Here is a 17,613-nt window from a genome sequence, read left to right as displayed (position 1 = left end):
TACCCCGGTTCAGCCGGGCAAGTCACCCGCTTCTCGCGCCTCTTCGCGGGTCCGGCCTCCCCGCGAACTTCCGCTGCCGCGCGGGTGCTTGCGCTGCCTGCGCGCTGCCCCCCTCCGGCAGCGCGCCGCAGTCGGTCGCCCTCCCTCCCCTGCGGAGGACGTGACCCACTGTGACCCGCGGCGCCCGGCCGGGGCGAGCGGTCTTCGGCGGAGTCACCCTGATGGGGGAACCGGGCCGGTCCGCTCCGCGGGGACCGGCCCGGCCCGGCCGTCAGATGTGGCCGACGCCCGCGCCCGCCTCGGCGTTCTCGCCGCGCTTGGTGAGCAGCGCGACCAGGACCGCCACGGCCGCGACCCCGGCGGCGACGAGGGAGGCGAGGCTCATCCCGGAGACGAACGTGTCGTGCGCGACCGAGGTGATCTTCACGGCGAACGCCTCGGGCGTGCCCGGGGGCACCGGGGGGACACCGACCTGGACCGCCTCGGAGGCCTGGTCGAGCTGGGCCGGGGTGAGCGGCGGGAGTCCGGCGTCCTTCCAGTTGCCCGCGAGGTCGTTGTCGACCTTGGAGGCCATCACGGCGCCGAGCACGGCGGTGCCGAGGCTGCCGCCGATCTGCATCGCGGCCTGCTGGAGACCGCCGGCCACACCGGAGAGCTCCATGGGCGCGTTGCCCACGATGACCTCCGTGGCGCCGACCATGACCGGGGCGAGGCCGAAGCCGAGCAGGGCGAACCAGAGCGACATGGTGGCGCTGCCGGTGTCCGCCTCGAGCGTCGACATGCCGTACATGGCGACCGCGGTGGCGACCATGCCGCCGGCCAGCGGGATGCGCGGGCCGAGCTTGGTGATCGCGAAGCCCGCGAGCGGGGAGCCGACGATCATCATGCCGGTGAGCGGCAACAGGTGCAGACCGGCGTCGATCGGGCTCATGCCGTGCACGTTCTGCAGGTAGAAGGTGACGAAGAACAGGCCGCCCATGAAGGCGATGGCCATCAGGACCATCAGGACCACGCCCGCGGACAGCGGGACGGAGCGGAACAGCGTGAGCGGGACGAGCGGCTCGCTCACCCGCGTCTCCCAGAAGGAGAACAGGGCGAAGCCCAGGACGGACACACCGAGGAACGCCCAGGTCCGGCCGTCGCCCCAGCCCCAGGTCGGCGCCTTGATGAGCGCCCAGACCAGGCAGAACATCGCGCCCGACAGCAGGGCGATGCCGAGGAGGTCGAAGGAGCGCGGCGCCTTGGCCGCGCGGTGGTCGGTCAGGATCAGCAGGCCCAGGAGCAGGGCGAGGGCGCCGACCGGCACGTTGATGAAGAACACCGACTGCCAGTTGACGTGCTCGACGAGGACACCGCCGAGGATCGGGCCGCCCGCGGTGGAGGCGCCGATGACCATGCCCCAGATGCCGATGGCCATGTTGAGCTTCTCGGCCGGGAAGGTGGCCCGCAGCAGGCCCAGCGCGGCCGGCATCAGCAGCGCGCCGAACAGGCCCTGGAAGACGCGGAAGGTGACGACGGCGGCGATGCTGTGGGACAGCCCGATGGCCCCCGAGGCGGCGGCGAAGCCGGTCACGCCGATGAGGAACGTCTGCCGGTGCCCGAAGCGGTCGCCGAGCTTGCCCGCGGTGATCAGGGCGACCGCGAGGGCGAGGAAGTAGGCGTTGGTGATCCACTGCACGTCGGCGAAGCTGGCGTGCAGGTCCTTCGCGATGGCCGGGTTGGCGATCGCCACGATGGTGCCGTCGAGGGCCACCATCATGACGCCTACGGCGACGGTGATCAGGGTGAACCACGGGTGGCCGCGCAGCCCCCCGGCCGGAACGGGGCCCGACGAGGCGGCCGTCGCCCGGTCCCCAGGTCCCGTCGTGTCGATGGTGGTCTGACTAGTCATGGGTTCGACATTAATGTCAGCGACTGACAGTTGACAAACGAGTTCACTAGTCGGTAACTGACATGTCGCCCCCGTATAGGCTGAACAGGGGAAACACTGGGACTTCGAGATCCGGGAGACGCATGGAGAGGGCGGGGACCGCCGAGGCGGCACCGCGGCCGGGACTGCGCGAGCGCAAGAAGCGGCGCACCCGGGACGCGCTGCTGCGCGCCGCGCTCGAACTCTTCACCACCCAGGGGTACGAGCGGACCACGGTCGACGAGATCGCCGAGGCCGTCGACGTCTCGCAGCGCACCTTCTTCCGCTACTTCGCCGGCAAGGAGGAGGCCGCCTTCGCCGTGCAGGAGATGGTGGAGGCGCACTTCGTCGAGTCGCTGCGCACCCGGCCGCCCGGGGAGGCGCCGCTGGAGGCGCTGCGCGGGGCCGTGCTGGAGGGCTGGGACACGATCAGCGACGCGGTCGGGGCGGTCGTGCCGGTGGAGCTGTACCTGCGCATGTTCCGGGTGATCGAGTCGACGCCCGTCCTGCTCGCCGCGCATCTGCGCCGCTCGGCGGAGACCGAGGAGCAGATCGCGCGGCTGCTCGCCGAGCGCGAGGGGCTCGACGTGGCCGCCGATCCGCGGCCGCGGCTGGCGGTGGCCGTCTTCGGGGCGGTGATGAGGGTCACGGGCCGCCAGTGGAGCACGCGCGAGAACGCCGGGCTGGAGGCGATCCGGGCGCTCACGGCCGCGTACCTCGACCAGGTGGGACCCGCGCTGACCGGGAACTGGCGGGCGACCGGCCGACCTTGACGCGGGGTGCGCTCCACCGATCTTGAACTGGCGTACGGATGACCGATCTTGGACTGATGTACGGACTGAGAAACTTGTCACTCCGGCCCAAACGTGATCCCCGTCACTGGATTCACGCGAGACCCTCTCGTTCTCCTAGTGTGTCCTCCCAGTGACTTCCTTCGACACCTCCTCGCCCCTGAACGTCTGGCGTGCGCTGCTCGCCCTGGCCGTGGTCTTCGTGATGCTCGCGACCACCGGCTGGACCGCCGTGCGCAGCCACGGCGGGAGCGCCGCCGTCCAGGCCTCCGTGTCCAAATGGGAGCACGGGCGCCTGCACGGCCACCGGCTGCCGGACCCGGAGGCGTCACCGGCCCGGCTCGCGCGGTTCTTCGCGTCCCTGACCGCCCGGGACGGCGCCCGGCTCGCCCACCGCTATCCACTCGCGGTCGGCAACATGAACGGCGCTCCGGTGCGGCTGCGCTACCAGGCGAACCGGGAGGCGCTGCGCCAGGCGCGCGCGGACGAGTTGGCCCGGATGCACGACTCCGGGCTCACCCCGGCCGGGCAGCAGGACGCGGGCCGCCGGATGCACCGCTACACCGCGCTGCTCGACCAGGGCCGGCAGATCCTCGCCTTCGACCCCGAGGGGTCGGGCCGGGTCGCCGAGGTCTTCGGCGACCTGCAGCGGGCCGACCGGGTCTCCGTCGTCGTCCCCGGCGTCGACACCGACCTGCTCTCCTTCCAGAAGAGCAACCGCCCCTACTCGGCGCCGGTCGGCATGGCGAAGTCGCTCTACCGCGCCGAGCGCACCGCGCGGCCCGGGACGCGTACGGCCGTGATCGCCTGGGCCGACTACACCGCCCCGAGCGGGCTCGGCGTCGACGCGGCCACCGCGATGCGCGCCGAGGAGGGCGCCGTCCGGCTGAACGCGCTGTTGCGCGCACTGCCCGGCCGCTCCCCGGTGGCGCTGTTCTGCCACAGCTACGGCTCGGTGGTCTGCGGGGTGGCCGCGCGCTCGCTGCCGCAGCGGGTGTCCGACGTGGCGGTGGCCGCCAGCCCCGGTATGCGGGTCGGCGACGCCGCGCAGCTGCGCACCTCCGCCCGGGTCTGGGCGATGCGCGACGACACCGACTGGATCCAGGACGTGCCGTACCTGGAGCTCGGCGGGCTCGGCCACGGCGCCGACCCCGTCTCCTCGGCCTTCGGCGCGCGGGTGCTGTCGGCGCACGGAGCCGTGGGGCACGCCGGCTACTTCGAGCCGGGCACCGACAGCCTCACCAACTTCGCCGAGATCGGGGTCGGGGCGTACGACTCGGTGCGCTGCGCCCACGACGACAACGGGTGCCGGGCCGATCTGCCCGGCACGGCGAAGGCCGGACGCGCGTAGAGACAGCAGGAACTGCGGTCCGCGCGAGGAGGGACGAAGAAGCCCGTGCCGCCTACGATGACCCGCATGGGTGACGTGCTGGCCGGATTTCATGCTGCCTGGGAGTTCGAGTCCGATTCCGTGCTCATCCGCTACGAACGGGGGATTCGAACACCGAAACTCTTCCAGGTGCTCGGTGAGCGCCGGATCCCGCTGGCCGCCCTGGCGGACGTGACGCTCGCCCCGGGCAGACGTGGGACGGTGGTGCTGCGCGCCGAGCCCAGAGCGGGCGCCGACCCGCTGATGGAGGCGGCCGCGGGACAGCTCAAGGAGGGCTGCGACCCCTACCGGCTGGTGCTGCCCGCCGAGCGCGAGACGCTCGCCGAGTACTACGCCGACGAACTGCGCGCGCACCTCACCGGCGCCGGTCCCTCCGAGCGCCATCTGGTGGCCGCGCCCGAGACGCCGCTGCGGTTCAAGGCGTACGACGGGAAGGCGTCCTTCGACGGCACGGCCGTGCGGTACCGGTGGTCGTGGACCGGGGCGTCGTCGGAGAAGTGGAAGGCCGGCGACCAGAGCTTCCCGGTCAGCGGCCTGGGCGGGGTGGAGTGGCGCTCCCCCGAGGTCTTCGAGGGGCATCTGCGGCTGCTGCCCCGCGACGCGGGCGCCGCGCCGCCACCGGAGCCGGACCGGGATCCGGCCGCGGTGGTGTTCGGGCTCGGATACGGCCCGGTGCACGAGTCGCTGCCGTTCGCCGCGGCGGTGCTGGCCGCGGTGCGGGCGAACGGGCCGACCGCCCCGGCGCCGGTGCCGGCGGGGCGCCGCGATCCGGCCGACATAGCCGAGCGGATCCGGCACCTCGGCGAGCTGCACCGGGCGGGGCTGGTGACGGACGAGGAGTTCTCGCTGAAGAAGGCCGAGCTGCTCGCGGAGCTGTAGCGCAGCCCGGCCCGCTCCTCCCCCGGCCTGCTCACGCCCGCCACGCGACCCGCCCTGCTCACGCCCGCCACGCGACGGCCGAGCTCCCGCCCGCCGCGCGACCCGCCTACTCCCGGCCGCGCGACGCGAACGACATGTCCGGGTAGCGGGTGCCCACGACCTTCGCCGCGATCGGCTCCAGCAGCGCCAGCTCCTCGTCGGTCAGGACGATCCGGGTCGCCGCCACGTTCTCCTCGACCCGGTGCGGCTTGCGGGTGCCCGGGATCTGGACGACCGGCAGCCCGTGCACGGCGGACCGCTGCTGCACCCAGGCCAGCGCGACCTGCGCGGGCGAGGCGCCGTGCGCCTCGGCGACGGCGCGGACCGGCTCCAGCAGGGCCGCGTTCGCCGTGGCGTTCTCGCCCTGGAAGCGGGGCATCGTCCGGCGGAAGTCGTCGCTCGTCAGCTCCTTCGCGGCGTCGGTGAAGCCGCCGGTCAGGAAGCCGCGGCCGAGCGGCGAGTACGGCACCAGGGCCACGCCCAGCTCGCGGGCCGCCGGCACGACGTGCGCCTCGATGTCCCGGCTGAACAGCGACCACTCCGACTGCACCGCGGCGATCGGGTGCACCTCCTGCGCCGCCCGCAGCTCGTCGGCCGTGACCTCGCTCAGGCCCAGGTGCTTGACCTTGCCCTCGCGCACCAGCTCGGCCATGGTCCCGACGCTCTCCTCGATCGGGACCCGCACATCGCGCCGGTGCATGTAGTACAGGTCGATCTCGTCGACGCCGAGGCGCTTCAGGCTCGCCTCCACGGCCTGGCGGATGTACGGCGGGTCGTTGCGGATGATCCGCTTCGTCGGCTCGTCCGGCGGGATCGTCAGGGCGAACTTGGTGGCGATCACGACCTCGTCCCGGTGCGCGGTGAAGAACGGCGACAGGAACCGCTCGTTCTCGCCCGCGCCGTACGCGTCCGCCGTGTCGAAGAGCGTGACGCCCAGCTCCAGGGCCCGCTCCAGGGTGGCGCGCGACTCCCCGGCGTCCGACGGCCCGTAGGCGAAGCTCATGCCCATGCAGCCGAGGCCCTGGACACCGACCTCCGGTCCGTGGTCGCCGAGCCGTACCGTCGGGATCCTGCTGTCGCTCATGGAGTCCTCTCCGCTGTGTGCGGACGTCCGGCGTCCGCGTAGAAACCGATCTTCCGGTCCAGTACCGCGACCGTGTCCTGGAGTTCTGCGATCCGGGCCAGGACGTCCCGGCGGGTGGCCTGGAGCAGCTCGAACCGCTCGGCGTAGGTGCTCTCGCCCGCGCGCACCAGCTCGGCGTACCGGACCATGTCGGCGACCGGCATACCGGTCAGCCGCAGCTTGCCGACGAGGTCGAGCCAGTCCAGGTCGCGGTTGGTGTAGCGGCGCTGGCCGGTGTGCGAGCGGTCGACGTGGGCCATCAGCCCGATCCGCTCGTACCAGCGCAGGGTGTGGGCCGTCAGGCCGGTGAGGGCGACGACCTCGCTGATCGTGTAGCCGTCCTGCCCGTCGGGGCGGGGGTGCCGCGGGCGCGGGGCGGCGCAGAGGTCGCCCCGGCCGGCGGCCGGCTCCGCGCCCTCCCCGGTCGCCTCGCGGGCCGCGGCCGTGGTCTGCATCACCGTCATGGCCTCCACGCTAAAACCTTGGAGCACACTCCAAGCAAGCGAAATCGGTGAGAAAAGCACAGGACGCGCCACCGCCGCGGTCACTACCGTGCGGCCCATGAGTCTCGTACGACGTGCCCTGCCCGAGGACGCCGAGGAAGTGCTGCGGCTGCGCCAGGTGATGCTCGACTCCGTGTTCGCGGCCGGCGGGTCCACCGACTGGCACGCCGAGTCCCTGCCCGCCCTGCGGGCCCGGCTGACCGAGCCGGACGGCGACTTCGTGGCGTTCGTCGTGGACCACCCCCGGCGGCCGGGCGCGCTGGCCGCGCTGGCCGCCGGGTCGCTGGAGTACCGGATCGGGCGGGCCGGGAACCCGCGCGGCCGGGTGGGGCACGTCTTCAGCGTGGCGACCGACCCGGACGTGCGGCGCCGCGGGTACGCGCGCGTGTGCATGGAGAGCCTGCTGGACTGGTTCCGCGAGCGCGACGCCCGGCAGGTCGACCTGAACGCGTCCGCCGAGGCGGAGCCGCTGTACGCCTCGCTGGGCTTCGTGCGCAAGCCCGACCCCTCGATGCGCCTGGCGCTGTGAGCCGCATAGGCTCGGCGTCATGTCGTTGAACAGCTTGGCGTCGATCGAGAACTGGCCGGTTCCCACCGCCGCGGCGGGTGTCGTACGGGCCGACGGGACGGTCCTCGGCACCCACGGCCCGGCCGGGCGGCGCTTCCCGCTCGCCTCGGTCACCAAGCCGCTCGCCGCCTACGCGGTGCTCGTGGCGTACGAGGAGGGGGCGATCGAGTTCGACGAGCCGGCCGGGCCGCCCGGAGCCACGGTCCGCCATCTGCTCGCGCACACCTCGGGCCTGGCCTTCGACGAACACCGGGTGACGGCCTCGCCCGGGGAGCGGCGGCTGTACTCCAACGCCGGGTTCGAGCAGCTCGGGGACCATGTCGCCAAGGCGACGGACATCCCCTTCGCCGAGTACCTGCGCCAGGCGGTGCTGGAACCGCTGGGCATGACGGCGACGACGCTGGACGGCTCCCCGGCGAAGGACGGCGCCTCCACCGTCGACGACCTCCTCCGCTTCGCCGCCGAGATCCAGGCGCCGCGGCTGCTGGACCCGCGGACGGTCGCGGAGGCGATGACGGTGCAGTACCCGGGCACCAAGGGCGTCCTGCCGGGCTACGGCCACCAGAACCCGAACGACTGGGGCCTCGGCTTCGAGATCCGCGACGCCAAGTCCCCGCACTGGACCGGCGCTTCGTCCTCGCCGCGCACCTTCGGCCACTTCGGCCAGTCCGGCACGTTCCTGTGGATCGACCCGGACGCGCGGGCGGCCTGCGTGGCGCTCACGGACCGGGCGTTCGGGCCGTGGGCGGTCGAGGCGTGGCCCCCGTTCACGGACGCGGTCCTGGCCGAACTGCGCCAGTGATCAGGCCCGCGCGGCCATCTCCCAGGCGAGCAGCTCGGCGTCGGTTTCGGCGTCCGCCTCCAGGTCCTGCGCGTCCGTGATGCGGGCCGCGTCCCCCGGGCCCAACCGCTCGCCGCCGAGCCGTACTTCACCGCGTACGACGTGGACGTACACGTACGCGCCGTCCGGCACCGCCGTCCGCTCGCCCGCCGACAGCCTCCGGACGTGGAGCATGGCGGCCGCCTCCGGCACCGCGTACGGCGTGGAGTCGGCGATGCCGTGGACGATCTCGTAGCAGGGGTCGCCGCCGGGCTCCAGCGGGGCCAGCCACATCTGCACGAAGGTCAGCGGCCCCGTACCGTCGTTGCGCTCCACGTGGCGGACCCCGCCCGCGGAGCTGAGCCGCTGCACGTCGCCGGGGCGGACCACCGTCTCGTGGCCCGTGGAGTCCCGGTGCGTCAGCTCGCCCTCGACCACCCAGGTGACGATCTCGGTGTGGCTGTGCGGGTGCTCGTCGAAGCCGGCGCCGGGCGCGAGCCGTTCCTCGTTGCAGGCGATCACCGCGCCGAAGCGGAGGTTGTCCGGGTCGTAGTGCGGGCCGAAGGAGAAGGCGTGCCGGGACTCGATCCCGGCCGCCGCCTCACCGCCCTCGAAACGCTCTGCCGCGCGCCGTACGTCCATCACGGACACCACCGTAGCTCCGGGCCGAACGGACCGGTCCCCACCCGGCGGCACGCGCCCGAGTCCCGATAAGGCAGTCTTGTCCCCGTGCCCGAACCCGAATCAAACACGCCCGAGGCCGCCGCGCACGGCATCCATACGCACGCCGCGACCCTGAGGCGGCTGGAGAAGTCCTCCGGATCGCTCGCCGCCCAGGCGATCGCGCGCATGGACGAGACGCTGTCGTGGTACCGGGCCATGCCCCCGGAGAACCGTTCCTGGATCGGGCTGGTCGCCCAGGCGGGCATCGCCGCCTTCACCGAGTGGTTCCGGCACCCCGACGCCCCGCAGGCGATCTCCACCGACGTGTTCGGGACCGCGCCGCGGGAGCTGACCCGGGCGATCACGCTGCGGCAGACCGTGGAGATGGTGCGCACCACGATCGAGGTCATGGAGTCCGCCATCGACGAGGTGGCGGCCCCCGGGGACGAGTCGGTGCTGCGGGAGGCGCTGCTCGTCTACGCCCGCGAGATCGCCTTCGCCACCGCCCAGGTCTACGCCCAGGCCGCCGAGGCACGCGGCGCCTGGGACGCCCGGCTGGAGTCGCTCGTCGTCAACGCCGTCCTCTCCGGCGAGGCCGACGAGGGGGCCGTCTCGCGCGCCGCCGCCCTCGGCTGGAACTCCCCGGAGCACGTCTGCGTAGTGCTGGGCACCGCCCCGGACGGCGACTCCGAGCTGACCGTCGAGGCCATCCGGCGGGCCGCCCGCCACGCCAAGCTCCAGGTCCTCACGGGGGTGCTCGGCGACCGGCTGGTCGTCATCGCGGGCGGCAGCGACAACCCGCTCGCCGTCGCCAAGTCGCTGATCGGCCCGTATGCCGCCGGTCCCGTCGTGGCCGGGCCGATCGTGCCCGACCTGCTGGCGGCGACCCGCTCCGCGCAGGCCGCGGCCGCCGGGCTGAAGGCGTGCTCGGCCTGGCAGGACGCGCCGCGGCCGGTGCTGGCGGACGATCTCCTGCCGGAGCGCGCGATCGCCGGTGATCCGAGCGCCCGCGAGCAGCTGGTGGAGGAGATCTACAGACCGCTGGAGGAAGCCGGCTCCGCGCTGCTGGAAACGCTCAGCGTCTATCTGGAGCAGGCGAGCAGTCTGGAAGGCGCGGCCCGGATGCTCTTCGTTCACCCGAACACCGTGCGCTACCGGCTCCGACGTGTGACTGACGTCACCGGCTGGTCACCCTCCGATGTACGATCCGCCTTCACACTGAGGATCGCGCTGATCCTGGGGCGTCTGGCCGATGGAGATCCTCAGGCCTAGCCTTTTGTCGGGGGCCCACAAAACCCCTCCGTGTTCTTCGTCCCTGTCCCCACGGGCGGCCGTGCCCGTCCCCAAGAGAGAGTGTGAGAGTGCTCGTACTCGTCGCTCCCGGCCAGGGCGCCCAGACGCCCGGCTTCCTGACTCCCTGGCTCGAACTCCCCGGTGCCGCCGACCGCGTGGCCGCCTGGTCGGACGCCATCGGACTGGACCTCGCCCGTTACGGCACCCAGGCCGACGCGGACGAGATCCGCGACACGGCCGTCGCCCAGCCGCTGCTGGTCGCCGCCGGACTCCTGTCGGCCGCGGCACTCGGTGACATCTCGCCGGGCGCGGTCGCCGGCCACAGCGTCGGCGAGATCACCGCCGCCGCCTTCGCGGGCGTCCTCGACGACGTCTCCGCGCTGACCCTGGTGCGCAAGCGGGGCCTGGCCATGGCCGAGGCCGCGGCGATCACCGAGACCGGGATGTCGGCGCTGCTCGGCGGCGACCCCGAGGTGTCCGTCGCGCACCTGGAGAAGCTGGGCCTGACCCCGGCGAACATCAACGGCGCGGGCCAGATCGTCGCCGCGGGTACGCTGGAGGAGCTCGCCGCGCTGGCGGAGGACAAGCCCGAGGGGGTGCGCAAGGTCGTCCCGCTGAAGGTGGCCGGCGCCTTCCACACGCGTCACATGGCCCCCGCGGTCGACCGGCTGGCCGAGGCCGCCCGGCAGCTCGCCCCGGCCGACCCGAAGGTCGCCTACGTCTCCAACAAGGACGGCGGGGCCGTGGCCACGGGAGCCGAGGTGCTCGACCGCCTGGTGGGCCAGGTCGCCAACCCGGTCCGCTGGGACCTGTGCATGGAGACCTTCAAGGAGCTCGGCGCCACCGCGCTCATCGAGGTGTGCCCCGGCGGCACGCTCACCGGTCTCGCCAAGCGCGCGCTGCCCGGTGTGAAGACGCTGGCGCTGAAGACCCCCGACGACCTCGACGCGGCCCGCGAGCTCGTCGCCGAGCACACCCGCGCCTGACGCCCTAAGGAGCCGACCGATCATGTCGAAGATCAAGCCCAGCAAGGGTGCCCCGTACGCGCGCATCCTGGGCGTGGGCGGCTACCGCCCGACGCGGGTGGTGCCCAATGAGGTGATCCTCGAGACGATCGACTCGTCCGACGAGTGGATCCGTTCGCGCTCCGGCATCGAGACCCGGCACTGGGCGTCGCCGGAGGAGACCGTCGCGGCCATGTCGATCGAGGCCGCCGGCAAGGCGATCGCGGACGCCGGGATCGGCGCCGAGCAGATCGGCGCCGTGGTCGTCTCGACCGTCTCGCACTTCAGCCAGACCCCGGCCGTCGCCACCGAGATCGCCGACAAGCTGGGCACGGACAAGGCCGCCGCCTTCGACATCTCGGCCGGCTGCGCGGGCTTCGGCTACGGTCTCACCCTCGCCAAGGGCATGATCGTCGAAGGCTCGGCGGAGTACGTACTGGTCATCGGCGTCGAGCGGCTGAGCGATCTGACCGACCTGGAGGACCGGGCCACGGCCTTCCTGTTCGGTGACGGCGCGGGCGCGGTCGTGGTGGGCCCCTCGCAGGAGCCCGCGATCGGCCCGACCGTGTGGGGTTCCGAGGGCGACAAGTCCGAGACGATCAAGCAGACCGTCCCGTGGGACCGCTTCAGGATCGGCGACGTGTCCGAACTGCCGCTGGACAGCGAGGGCAACGTCAAGTTCCCCGCGATCACGCAGGAGGGCCAGGCGGTGTTCCGCTGGGCCGTGTTCGAGATGGCGAAGGTCGCGCAGCAGGCGCTGGACGCGGCCGGGATCAGCTCGGACGACCTGGACGTCTTCATCCCGCACCAGGCCAATGTGCGGATCATCGACTCGATGGTGAAGACCCTGAAACTGCCGGAGCACGTCACGGTCGCCCGTGACATCCGCACCACCGGCAACACCTCGGCCGCCTCGATCCCGCTCGCGATGGAGCGGCTCCTGGCGACCGGGGAGGCGAAGAGCGGCGACACCGCGCTCGTCATCGGCTTCGGGGCGGGTCTCGTCTACGCCGCGACGGTCGTTACCCTCCCCTAGGCACTCCGTGCCGGATCATGCATCCGGTACGGACACGCACCAACCTGCCGCTGCCGCGGCGGGCGCCACACCCTCTGGATATCTACGAAGGAGCGCCGACATGGCCGCCACTCAGGAAGAGATCGTCGCCGGTCTCGCGGAGATCGTGAACGAGATCGCCGGGATCCCCACCGAGGACGTCCAGCTGGACAAGTCCTTCACCGACGACCTGGACGTCGACTCGCTGTCCATGGTCGAGGTCGTCGTCGCCGCCGAAGAGCGCTTCGACGTCAAGATCCCGGACGAGGACGTCAAGAACCTCAAGACGGTCGGCGACGCGACCGACTACATCCTCAAGCACCAGGGCTGATCGACCGATCACCTGGGCTGAGACCCCAGGCCCCGGCCGGTCTCCCGGCCGGCGCCTCGGGCCACCTGCCCCGCCACCCGGCGGTGGCGCCGCTGAATCCTCGTATCCGTTGGAGAAAGAATTCCCGTGAGCCCGACCAATCGCACCGTGGTCGTCACCGGTATCGGCGCAACCACACCGCTGGGTGGCGACGCGGCCTCCACCTGGGAGGGTCTGGTCGCCGGTCGTTCCGGCGTCAAGGCCCTGGACCAGGAGTGGGCCGCGGAGCAGGCCGTCCGCATCGCCGCCCCCGTCGCCGTGGAGCCCACCGAGGTCATCCCGCGGCCGCAGGCGCGCCGTCTGGACCGCTCCGCCCAGTTCGCGCTGATCGCCGCCCAGGAGGCCTGGAAGGACGCCGGCTTCGAGGGCCGGGCCGGTGAGGACTCGAGCATCGACCCGGACCGGCTCGGCGCGGTCATCGCCTCCGGCATCGGCGGCGTGACGACCCTGCTGGACCAGTACGACGTGCTCAAGGAGAAGGGCGTCCGCCGCGTCTCCCCGCACACCGTGCCCATGCTGATGCCGAACAGCCCGTCCGCCAACGTGGGCCTGCTGGTGGGCGCCCGTGCGGGCGTGCACACGCCGGTCTCCGCCTGCGCGTCGGGCGCCGAGGCCATCGGCTACGCCATCGAGATGATCCGCACCGGCCGCGCCGACGTCGTCGTCGCGGGTGGCACGGAGGCGGCGATCCACCCGCTGCCCATCGCCGCGTTCGGCAACATGATGGCGATGTCCAAGAACAACGACGACCCGCAGGGCGCCTCGCGTCCCTACGACGTCGCCCGCGACGGCTTCGTCATGGGCGAGGGCGCCGGCGTGATCGTCCTGGAGTCCGCCGAGCACGCCGCCAAGCGCGGCGCCCGCGTCTACGCGGAGGCGGTCGGCCAGGGCATCTCCGCCGACAGCCACGACATCGTGCAGCCGGAGCCCGAGGGCCGCGGCATCTCGCACGCCCTGCAGAACCTGCTGGAGCGCACCGGCCTGGACCCGGCCGAGATCGTGCACGTCAACGCGCACGCCACCTCGACGCCGGCCGGTGACATCGCCGAGCTGAAGGCGCTGCGCAAGGTCTTCGGCGACGACGCCGACCACATGGCGGTCTCCGCGACCAAGTCGATGACCGGTCACCTGCTCGGTGGCGCGGGCGGCGTGGAGTCCGTGGCGACCGTGCTGGCCCTGTACCACCGGGTCGCGCCGCCGACCATCAACGTCGACAACATCGACCCCGAGGCCGAGGCGAACGCGGACGTGGTCCGCGGCGAGGCGCGGAAGCTGCCCGTGGAGGGACGGATCGCCGCGCTGAACGACTCGTTCGGGTTCGGCGGCCACAACGTGGTGCTCGCGTTCCGCACGGTCTGAGGCGCACCCCCGCACGTGTGAAGGGCCCCCACCGGACGGTGGGGGCCCTTTCCGCGTGTCCGGGGGTCACACCACCTGGTGCAGCCAGCGGACCGGCGCGCCCTCGCCGGCGTACCGGAACGGCTCCAGCTCGTCGTCCCAGGGCTTGCCCAGGAGCTTGGCGATCTCCGCCTCCAGGTCCGTCTCGCCGTGCTGGGACCGGGTCAGCGCGGCGCGCAGCCGGTCCTCGGGGATCAGGATGTCGCCGTGGATGCCGGTGACGGCGTGGAAGATGCCGAGGTCGGGGGTGCAGCTGTAGCGCTCGCCCTCGGCGGTGGGGCAGGGCTCGGCGGTCACCTCGAAGCGCAGCAGGTGCCAGCCGCGCAGCGCGGAGGCGAGCTTGGAGGCGGTGCCGGCCTGACCCTGCCAGGAGAACTCCGAGCGCCAGGTGCCGGGCGCGGCGGGCTGCCGGATCCAGTCGAGGTTGACGCGCGTGCCGAGCACCCCGGCGACGGCCCACTCGACGTGCGGGCACAGCGCGCGCGGCGCGGAGTGCACGTACAGAACTCCACGTGTCGTCACCTGGACCTCCGGGCTGAGCGGGACGTGTTGCGGGCGGGCGGACGGCGGCGGCCTGAGGGCCACGTTGATGGCGAGGCTACCGTGCGGCGGCGCAAGGAGTGTGACGTACCGTCGGTCCGGGGGGCCGGAAAGGTCCGCCATTCACCCGGGGGGACGCTTGTACGGGTGCGCGTCGCCGCACCGGGCGGCGCCGGGAACCCCGGCGCGTTGTCATGAGTGGAGAGCACCGCACACCGACCGAGGGGACCACCAGGATGCGGAAGCGAAGCGACCGTACGCGGGCCTGCCTCGCCGTCGTGGCGGCGGCGGTCCTGGCGGCCGCGGGATGCGACGCCGGCGGGGGCGCGGGGGCGGGAGGCGGCACCAAGGCGGGCCGTCCGTCGTCGCGGCCGGTCCCGGTGTGGGACCGCAGCCCGGACTCGATGGCCGCGGTCGGCGACTCCATCACCCGCGGCTTCGACGCCTGCGCGGTGCTGTCCGACTGCCCCGAGTCGTCCTGGGCGACGGGCAGCGACGCGGCGGTGGACAGCCTGGCCGTGCGGCTGCTCGGGGTGACCGGGGCGGCGCGGCGGAGCTGGAACTACGCGGTGACGGGCGCCCGGATGTCCGACCTGCCCGGCCAGGTCAGCGAGGCGGTGCGGCGCAGGCCCCAGCTGCTGACCGTGATGGCCGGGGCGAACGACGCCTGCCGGGTCTCCACCGCCGCGATGACGCCGGTCGCGGACTTCCGGGCCTCGTTCCAGGAGGCGATGGACCGCCTGCGCGCGGCGCTGCCGAAGACGCAGGTGTACGTCGCCAGTGTGCCGAACCTGAAGCGGCTGTGGTCGGAGGGGCGGACCAACCCGCTGGGCAAGCAGGTGTGGAGGCTGGGCGTCTGCCCGTCGATGCTGGGCGACGCGGACGCGCTGGACGCGGCGGCGGTGCGGCGGCGGGACCGGGTGCAGGCCCGGGTGGAGGCGTACAACGAGGTGCTGCGGGACGTCTGCGCCAAGGACCGCCGGTGCCGCTTCGACGGCAACGCGGTCTTCGAGTTCCGCTTCGGCACGGAGCAGCTCAGCCAGTGGGACTGGTTCCACCCGAGCCGGAACGGCCAGGCCCGGCTGGCCGAGATCGCCTATCGCACGGTCACCGCGAGGGAGCCTGTGGCCTAGGGTTTTCCAGATGACTGAACTTTTCGGCACACTTTCCGACGGCACCCCGGTGCACCGCTGGACCCTGGAGCGGGGCGGGGTGCGGGTGCGGGTGCTGTCGTACGGGGGGATCGTGCAGTCAGTCGAGATCCCGGACCGGGACGGCCGCCGGGCGGACGTGGTGCTGGGCTTCGCCGGTCTCGACGGCTATCTGGAGCACCCCGGGCCGTACTTCGGCGCCCTGGTCGGCCGGTACGCGAACCGGATCGCCGGGGGCCGCTTCGCCCTGGACGGGCGCACCCACACGCTCGCCCGCAACGACGGGGACAACTCGCTGCACGGCGGCGAGCGCGGTTTCGACAAGCACGTGTGGGAGGTGACCCCGGTCGCGCACGGCGTGCGCCTGAGCCGGGTCAGCCCGCACGGTGAGGGGGGATTCCCGGGCCGGCTGGAGGTCACGGCGACGTACACACTCGACGAGGCGGGCGCGCTGCGCATCGCCTACGAGGCGGTCACGGACGCGCCGACCGTCGTCAACCTGACGAACCACTCCTACTGGAACCTGAGCGGCTCGGGCGACACCGCCGGCCACGTGCTGCGGCTCGCCGCCTCCCGCTACACGCCGGTCGGCGCCGGGCTGATCCCGGCCGGCGGACCCCGGGAGGTGGCGGGGACGCGCTTCGACTTCCGGCGGCCCCGCGCGGCCGGCGCCGGCATCGACCACAACTTCGTCCTCGACAAGGGCGTCACCAAGGCGCCCGAGGAGGTCGCGGAGCTGCACGACCCGGCGTCCGGGCGGGTCCTGACGGTGGCGACGACCGAGCCCGGCGTCCAGGTCTACACCGCCGACCACCTCGGCGCCCCCTTCGCCCCGGGCGCGGGCATCGCCCTGGAGACCCAGCACTTCCCGGACTCCCCGAACCGGCCGGAGTTCCCGAGCACCGAGCTGCGGCCCGGCGAGGTGTACCGCTCGGAGACGGTGTACGGCTTCGGGGTACGCGCGGGCGCCCGCGCCTGACCCACGAGCGCCCGACCCACGAGCAGCCGCGGTCCGGGTGTCAGGTGCCGGACCGGGGCTGCCCGCGGGCGGACTTGTCCCGGATCAGACGTTAATCGCCGCACCGGCCCGGCGGACGGTGATCGGGCGCGGCGCGGCAACCTCGTACGAACCCTTCACACACGCCCACGAGTTCGCCTCCCCGCCCCGGGCCGGGCGGGCCGGGGGCCGACGCCCGGGCCGGGCGCAGCGGACGCGACGAGGGAACAGGCGGTGGACGCGGCGGACCGAGGGACGCGACGGCGGAGTCGGCCTCCGCGCCGTTTTGCGGGTGACGCGGTCTCAGCGGTCCGTCCCGGCCTCCGCCTCGCTGTCGGCGGCGGCCTCCCGCTCCCGCGCGGCGCCGTCGGTGATCTCCTCCCCCAGCAGGTCGCGGGCGAGCAGGGTCGCGCCCGCGACCGCGCCCGGCATCAGCAGCACCGCGACGAACGGGACCAGGAAGGCGAGGGCCAGCGGTGTGCCGAAGCCCCAGACCAGGGTGCGGCGGGAGCGCAGCAGGGCGAGGCGGGCGCGCAGGTCGACGCCCCGGCGCTGGAGGGCGACGGAGGCCAGTTCCTCGGTGAGGAAGAAGCCGGTGACGAAGAAGCCGAGCACCGGGATCACGGTCTGGCCGACGAAGGGCAGGAAGCCGAGGGCGAACAGCAGGATCCCCCACACCGCGGCGCGGACGACGATGCGGAGGCTGTCGCGGGCCGAGATCCACAGTTCGCGCCAGAGCGGCAGGCCCGACTCCGGCGCGGTGCCGTCGGGCGAGACGTCGCGGTCGACCGTCTCGGAGAGGTTCTCGTAGAAGGGCTGGCCGACCAGCAGCGTGACCGCGGTGAAGGTGACCACCGCGAGGAGCAGGCCGAGGGCGAAGAGCACGGCGGTGAGGAAGCCGCGGAAGAGGCCGAGCCACGGGCCCGGCCAGCCGTCGGCGAAGGGGGTGGCCCAGGTGACGGCGTCCTCGCCCCACAGGGCGAGCGCGATGAGCGCCGCCGCGTAGAGGACCAGGGTGATCAGGCCCGGAAGCAGGCCGAAGCCGTACGACTTTCCGTGCCGGGCCATCCAGCGCTGGCCGTCCAAGAGATACCGGAAACCCGCCCCAAGATCGCGCATGG

At 73.0% G+C, this 17,613-nt stretch carries 18 protein-coding genes; 12 read left to right on the top strand and 6 right to left on the bottom strand.

The window, feature by feature from the left end; genetic code table 11:
* Positions 1–271: 271 nt before the first annotated feature.
* Positions 272–1,891 (bottom strand): MFS transporter, encoded by a 1,620-nt coding sequence (locus ACIPM1_RS01065; RefSeq protein ID WP_402427187.1) that lies wholly within the window; start codon positions 1,889–1,891, stop codon positions 272–274.
* A 122-nt stretch (positions 1,892–2,013) separates the two neighbouring features.
* On the opposite strand from ACIPM1_RS01065, the gene ACIPM1_RS01060 reads away from it, so the two are divergent.
* The 3 genes from ACIPM1_RS01060 to ACIPM1_RS01050 all read left to right on the top strand — a co-directional run bounded on the left by ACIPM1_RS01060 (position 2,014) and on the right by ACIPM1_RS01050 (position 4,969).
* Positions 2,014–2,682, top strand: coding sequence for a TetR family transcriptional regulator (locus ACIPM1_RS01060; RefSeq protein WP_402427184.1), 669 nt, complete (start codon positions 2,014–2,016; stop codon positions 2,680–2,682).
* 151 nt (positions 2,683–2,833) lie between these two features.
* Positions 2,834–4,051: an alpha/beta hydrolase gene (locus tag ACIPM1_RS01055; protein ID WP_402427181.1), complete on the top strand. Its 1,218-nt coding sequence runs from the start codon at positions 2,834–2,836 to the stop codon at positions 4,049–4,051.
* Positions 4,052–4,117: 66 nt separating this feature from the next.
* A complete protein-coding gene (locus tag ACIPM1_RS01050; protein ID WP_402427178.1) occupies positions 4,118–4,969 on the top strand; it encodes a DUF4429 domain-containing protein in 852 nt (283 codons plus the stop codon).
* 106 nt (positions 4,970–5,075) lie between these two features.
* Here ACIPM1_RS01050 and ACIPM1_RS01045 read toward each other — a convergent pair whose 3' ends face one another.
* Positions 5,076–6,092, bottom strand: a complete 1,017-nt coding sequence (locus ACIPM1_RS01045) for an aldo/keto reductase (RefSeq protein WP_402427175.1) — start codon at positions 6,090–6,092, stop codon at positions 5,076–5,078.
* Positions 6,089–6,595, bottom strand: a complete 507-nt coding sequence (locus tag ACIPM1_RS01040; RefSeq protein ID WP_356185577.1) for a MerR family transcriptional regulator — start codon at positions 6,593–6,595, stop codon at positions 6,089–6,091. Before ACIPM1_RS01040 ends, ACIPM1_RS01045 begins: the two co-directional genes overlap by 4 nt.
* A gap of 97 nt (positions 6,596–6,692) precedes the next feature.
* Here ACIPM1_RS01040 and ACIPM1_RS01035 point away from each other — a divergent pair, with 97 nt between their 5' ends.
* Complete coding sequence (locus ACIPM1_RS01035) at positions 6,693–7,163, top strand: GNAT family N-acetyltransferase (RefSeq protein ID WP_402427172.1); 471 nt, start codon at positions 6,693–6,695, stop codon at positions 7,161–7,163.
* Between the two features lie 19 nt (positions 7,164–7,182).
* On the top strand, positions 7,183–8,004 hold the full coding sequence (locus ACIPM1_RS01030) for a serine hydrolase domain-containing protein (protein WP_402427169.1): 822 nt from the start codon (positions 7,183–7,185) through the stop codon (positions 8,002–8,004).
* Here the strand turns inward: ACIPM1_RS01030 and ACIPM1_RS01025 are convergent, their stop codons facing one another.
* The gene (locus ACIPM1_RS01025) at positions 8,005–8,664 is read right to left on the bottom strand and encodes a pirin family protein (RefSeq protein WP_402428135.1); all 660 of its coding nucleotides are present in this window, start codon (positions 8,662–8,664) and stop codon (positions 8,005–8,007) included.
* Between the two features lie 87 nt (positions 8,665–8,751).
* Here ACIPM1_RS01025 and fasR point away from each other — a divergent pair, with 87 nt between their 5' ends.
* The 5 genes from fasR (at position 8,752) to fabF (ending at position 13,765) form a co-directional block, all read left to right on the top strand.
* A complete protein-coding gene (gene fasR / locus ACIPM1_RS01020) occupies positions 8,752–9,957 on the top strand; it encodes a fatty acid biosynthesis transcriptional regulator FasR (protein WP_356185540.1) in 1,206 nt (401 codons plus the stop codon).
* Between the two features lie 89 nt (positions 9,958–10,046).
* Positions 10,047–10,964 carry an ACP S-malonyltransferase gene (locus ACIPM1_RS01015; protein ID WP_402427166.1) on the top strand — a complete coding sequence of 306 codons (918 nt, stop codon included), beginning with the start codon at positions 10,047–10,049 and terminating at the stop codon, positions 10,962–10,964.
* A 22-nt stretch (positions 10,965–10,986) separates the two neighbouring features.
* The gene (locus ACIPM1_RS01010; RefSeq protein ID WP_402427163.1) at positions 10,987–12,018 is read left to right on the top strand and encodes a ketoacyl-ACP synthase III; all 1,032 of its coding nucleotides are present in this window, start codon (positions 10,987–10,989) and stop codon (positions 12,016–12,018) included.
* A gap of 100 nt (positions 12,019–12,118) precedes the next feature.
* Positions 12,119–12,367 (top strand): acyl carrier protein, encoded by a 249-nt coding sequence (locus tag ACIPM1_RS01005; protein ID WP_135785772.1) that lies wholly within the window; start codon positions 12,119–12,121, stop codon positions 12,365–12,367.
* Positions 12,368–12,493: 126 nt separating this feature from the next.
* Complete coding sequence (gene fabF / locus ACIPM1_RS01000) at positions 12,494–13,765, top strand: beta-ketoacyl-ACP synthase II (RefSeq protein WP_356185531.1); 1,272 nt, start codon at positions 12,494–12,496, stop codon at positions 13,763–13,765.
* A 66-nt stretch (positions 13,766–13,831) separates the two neighbouring features.
* On the opposite strand, the gene ACIPM1_RS00995 is transcribed toward fabF, so the two are convergent.
* Positions 13,832–14,326: a DUF3145 domain-containing protein gene (locus tag ACIPM1_RS00995; RefSeq protein WP_356185528.1), complete on the bottom strand. Its 495-nt coding sequence runs from the start codon at positions 14,324–14,326 to the stop codon at positions 13,832–13,834.
* Between the two features lie 254 nt (positions 14,327–14,580).
* On the opposite strand from ACIPM1_RS00995, the gene ACIPM1_RS00990 reads away from it, so the two are divergent.
* Together ACIPM1_RS00990 and ACIPM1_RS00985 are read left to right on the top strand one after the other, a co-directional pair.
* Positions 14,581–15,477 carry an SGNH/GDSL hydrolase family protein gene (locus ACIPM1_RS00990; RefSeq protein WP_402427160.1) on the top strand — a complete coding sequence of 299 codons (897 nt, stop codon included), beginning with the start codon at positions 14,581–14,583 and terminating at the stop codon, positions 15,475–15,477.
* Between the two features lie 10 nt (positions 15,478–15,487).
* A complete protein-coding gene (locus tag ACIPM1_RS00985; protein ID WP_402427157.1) occupies positions 15,488–16,474 on the top strand; it encodes an aldose epimerase family protein in 987 nt (328 codons plus the stop codon).
* 321 nt (positions 16,475–16,795) lie between these two features.
* Here the strand turns inward: ACIPM1_RS00985 and ACIPM1_RS00980 are convergent, their stop codons facing one another.
* Complete coding sequence (locus ACIPM1_RS00980) at positions 16,796–17,611, bottom strand: EI24 domain-containing protein (RefSeq protein WP_402427154.1); 816 nt, start codon at positions 17,609–17,611, stop codon at positions 16,796–16,798.
* Positions 17,612–17,613 lie beyond the last annotated feature (2 nt).

This window comes from Streptomyces sp. NPDC086766, from assembly GCF_044746005.1.
Classification (GTDB): Bacteria; Actinomycetota; Actinomycetes; order Streptomycetales; family Streptomycetaceae; genus Streptomyces.
This window is presented reverse-complemented; position numbering and strand designations above follow the sequence as displayed.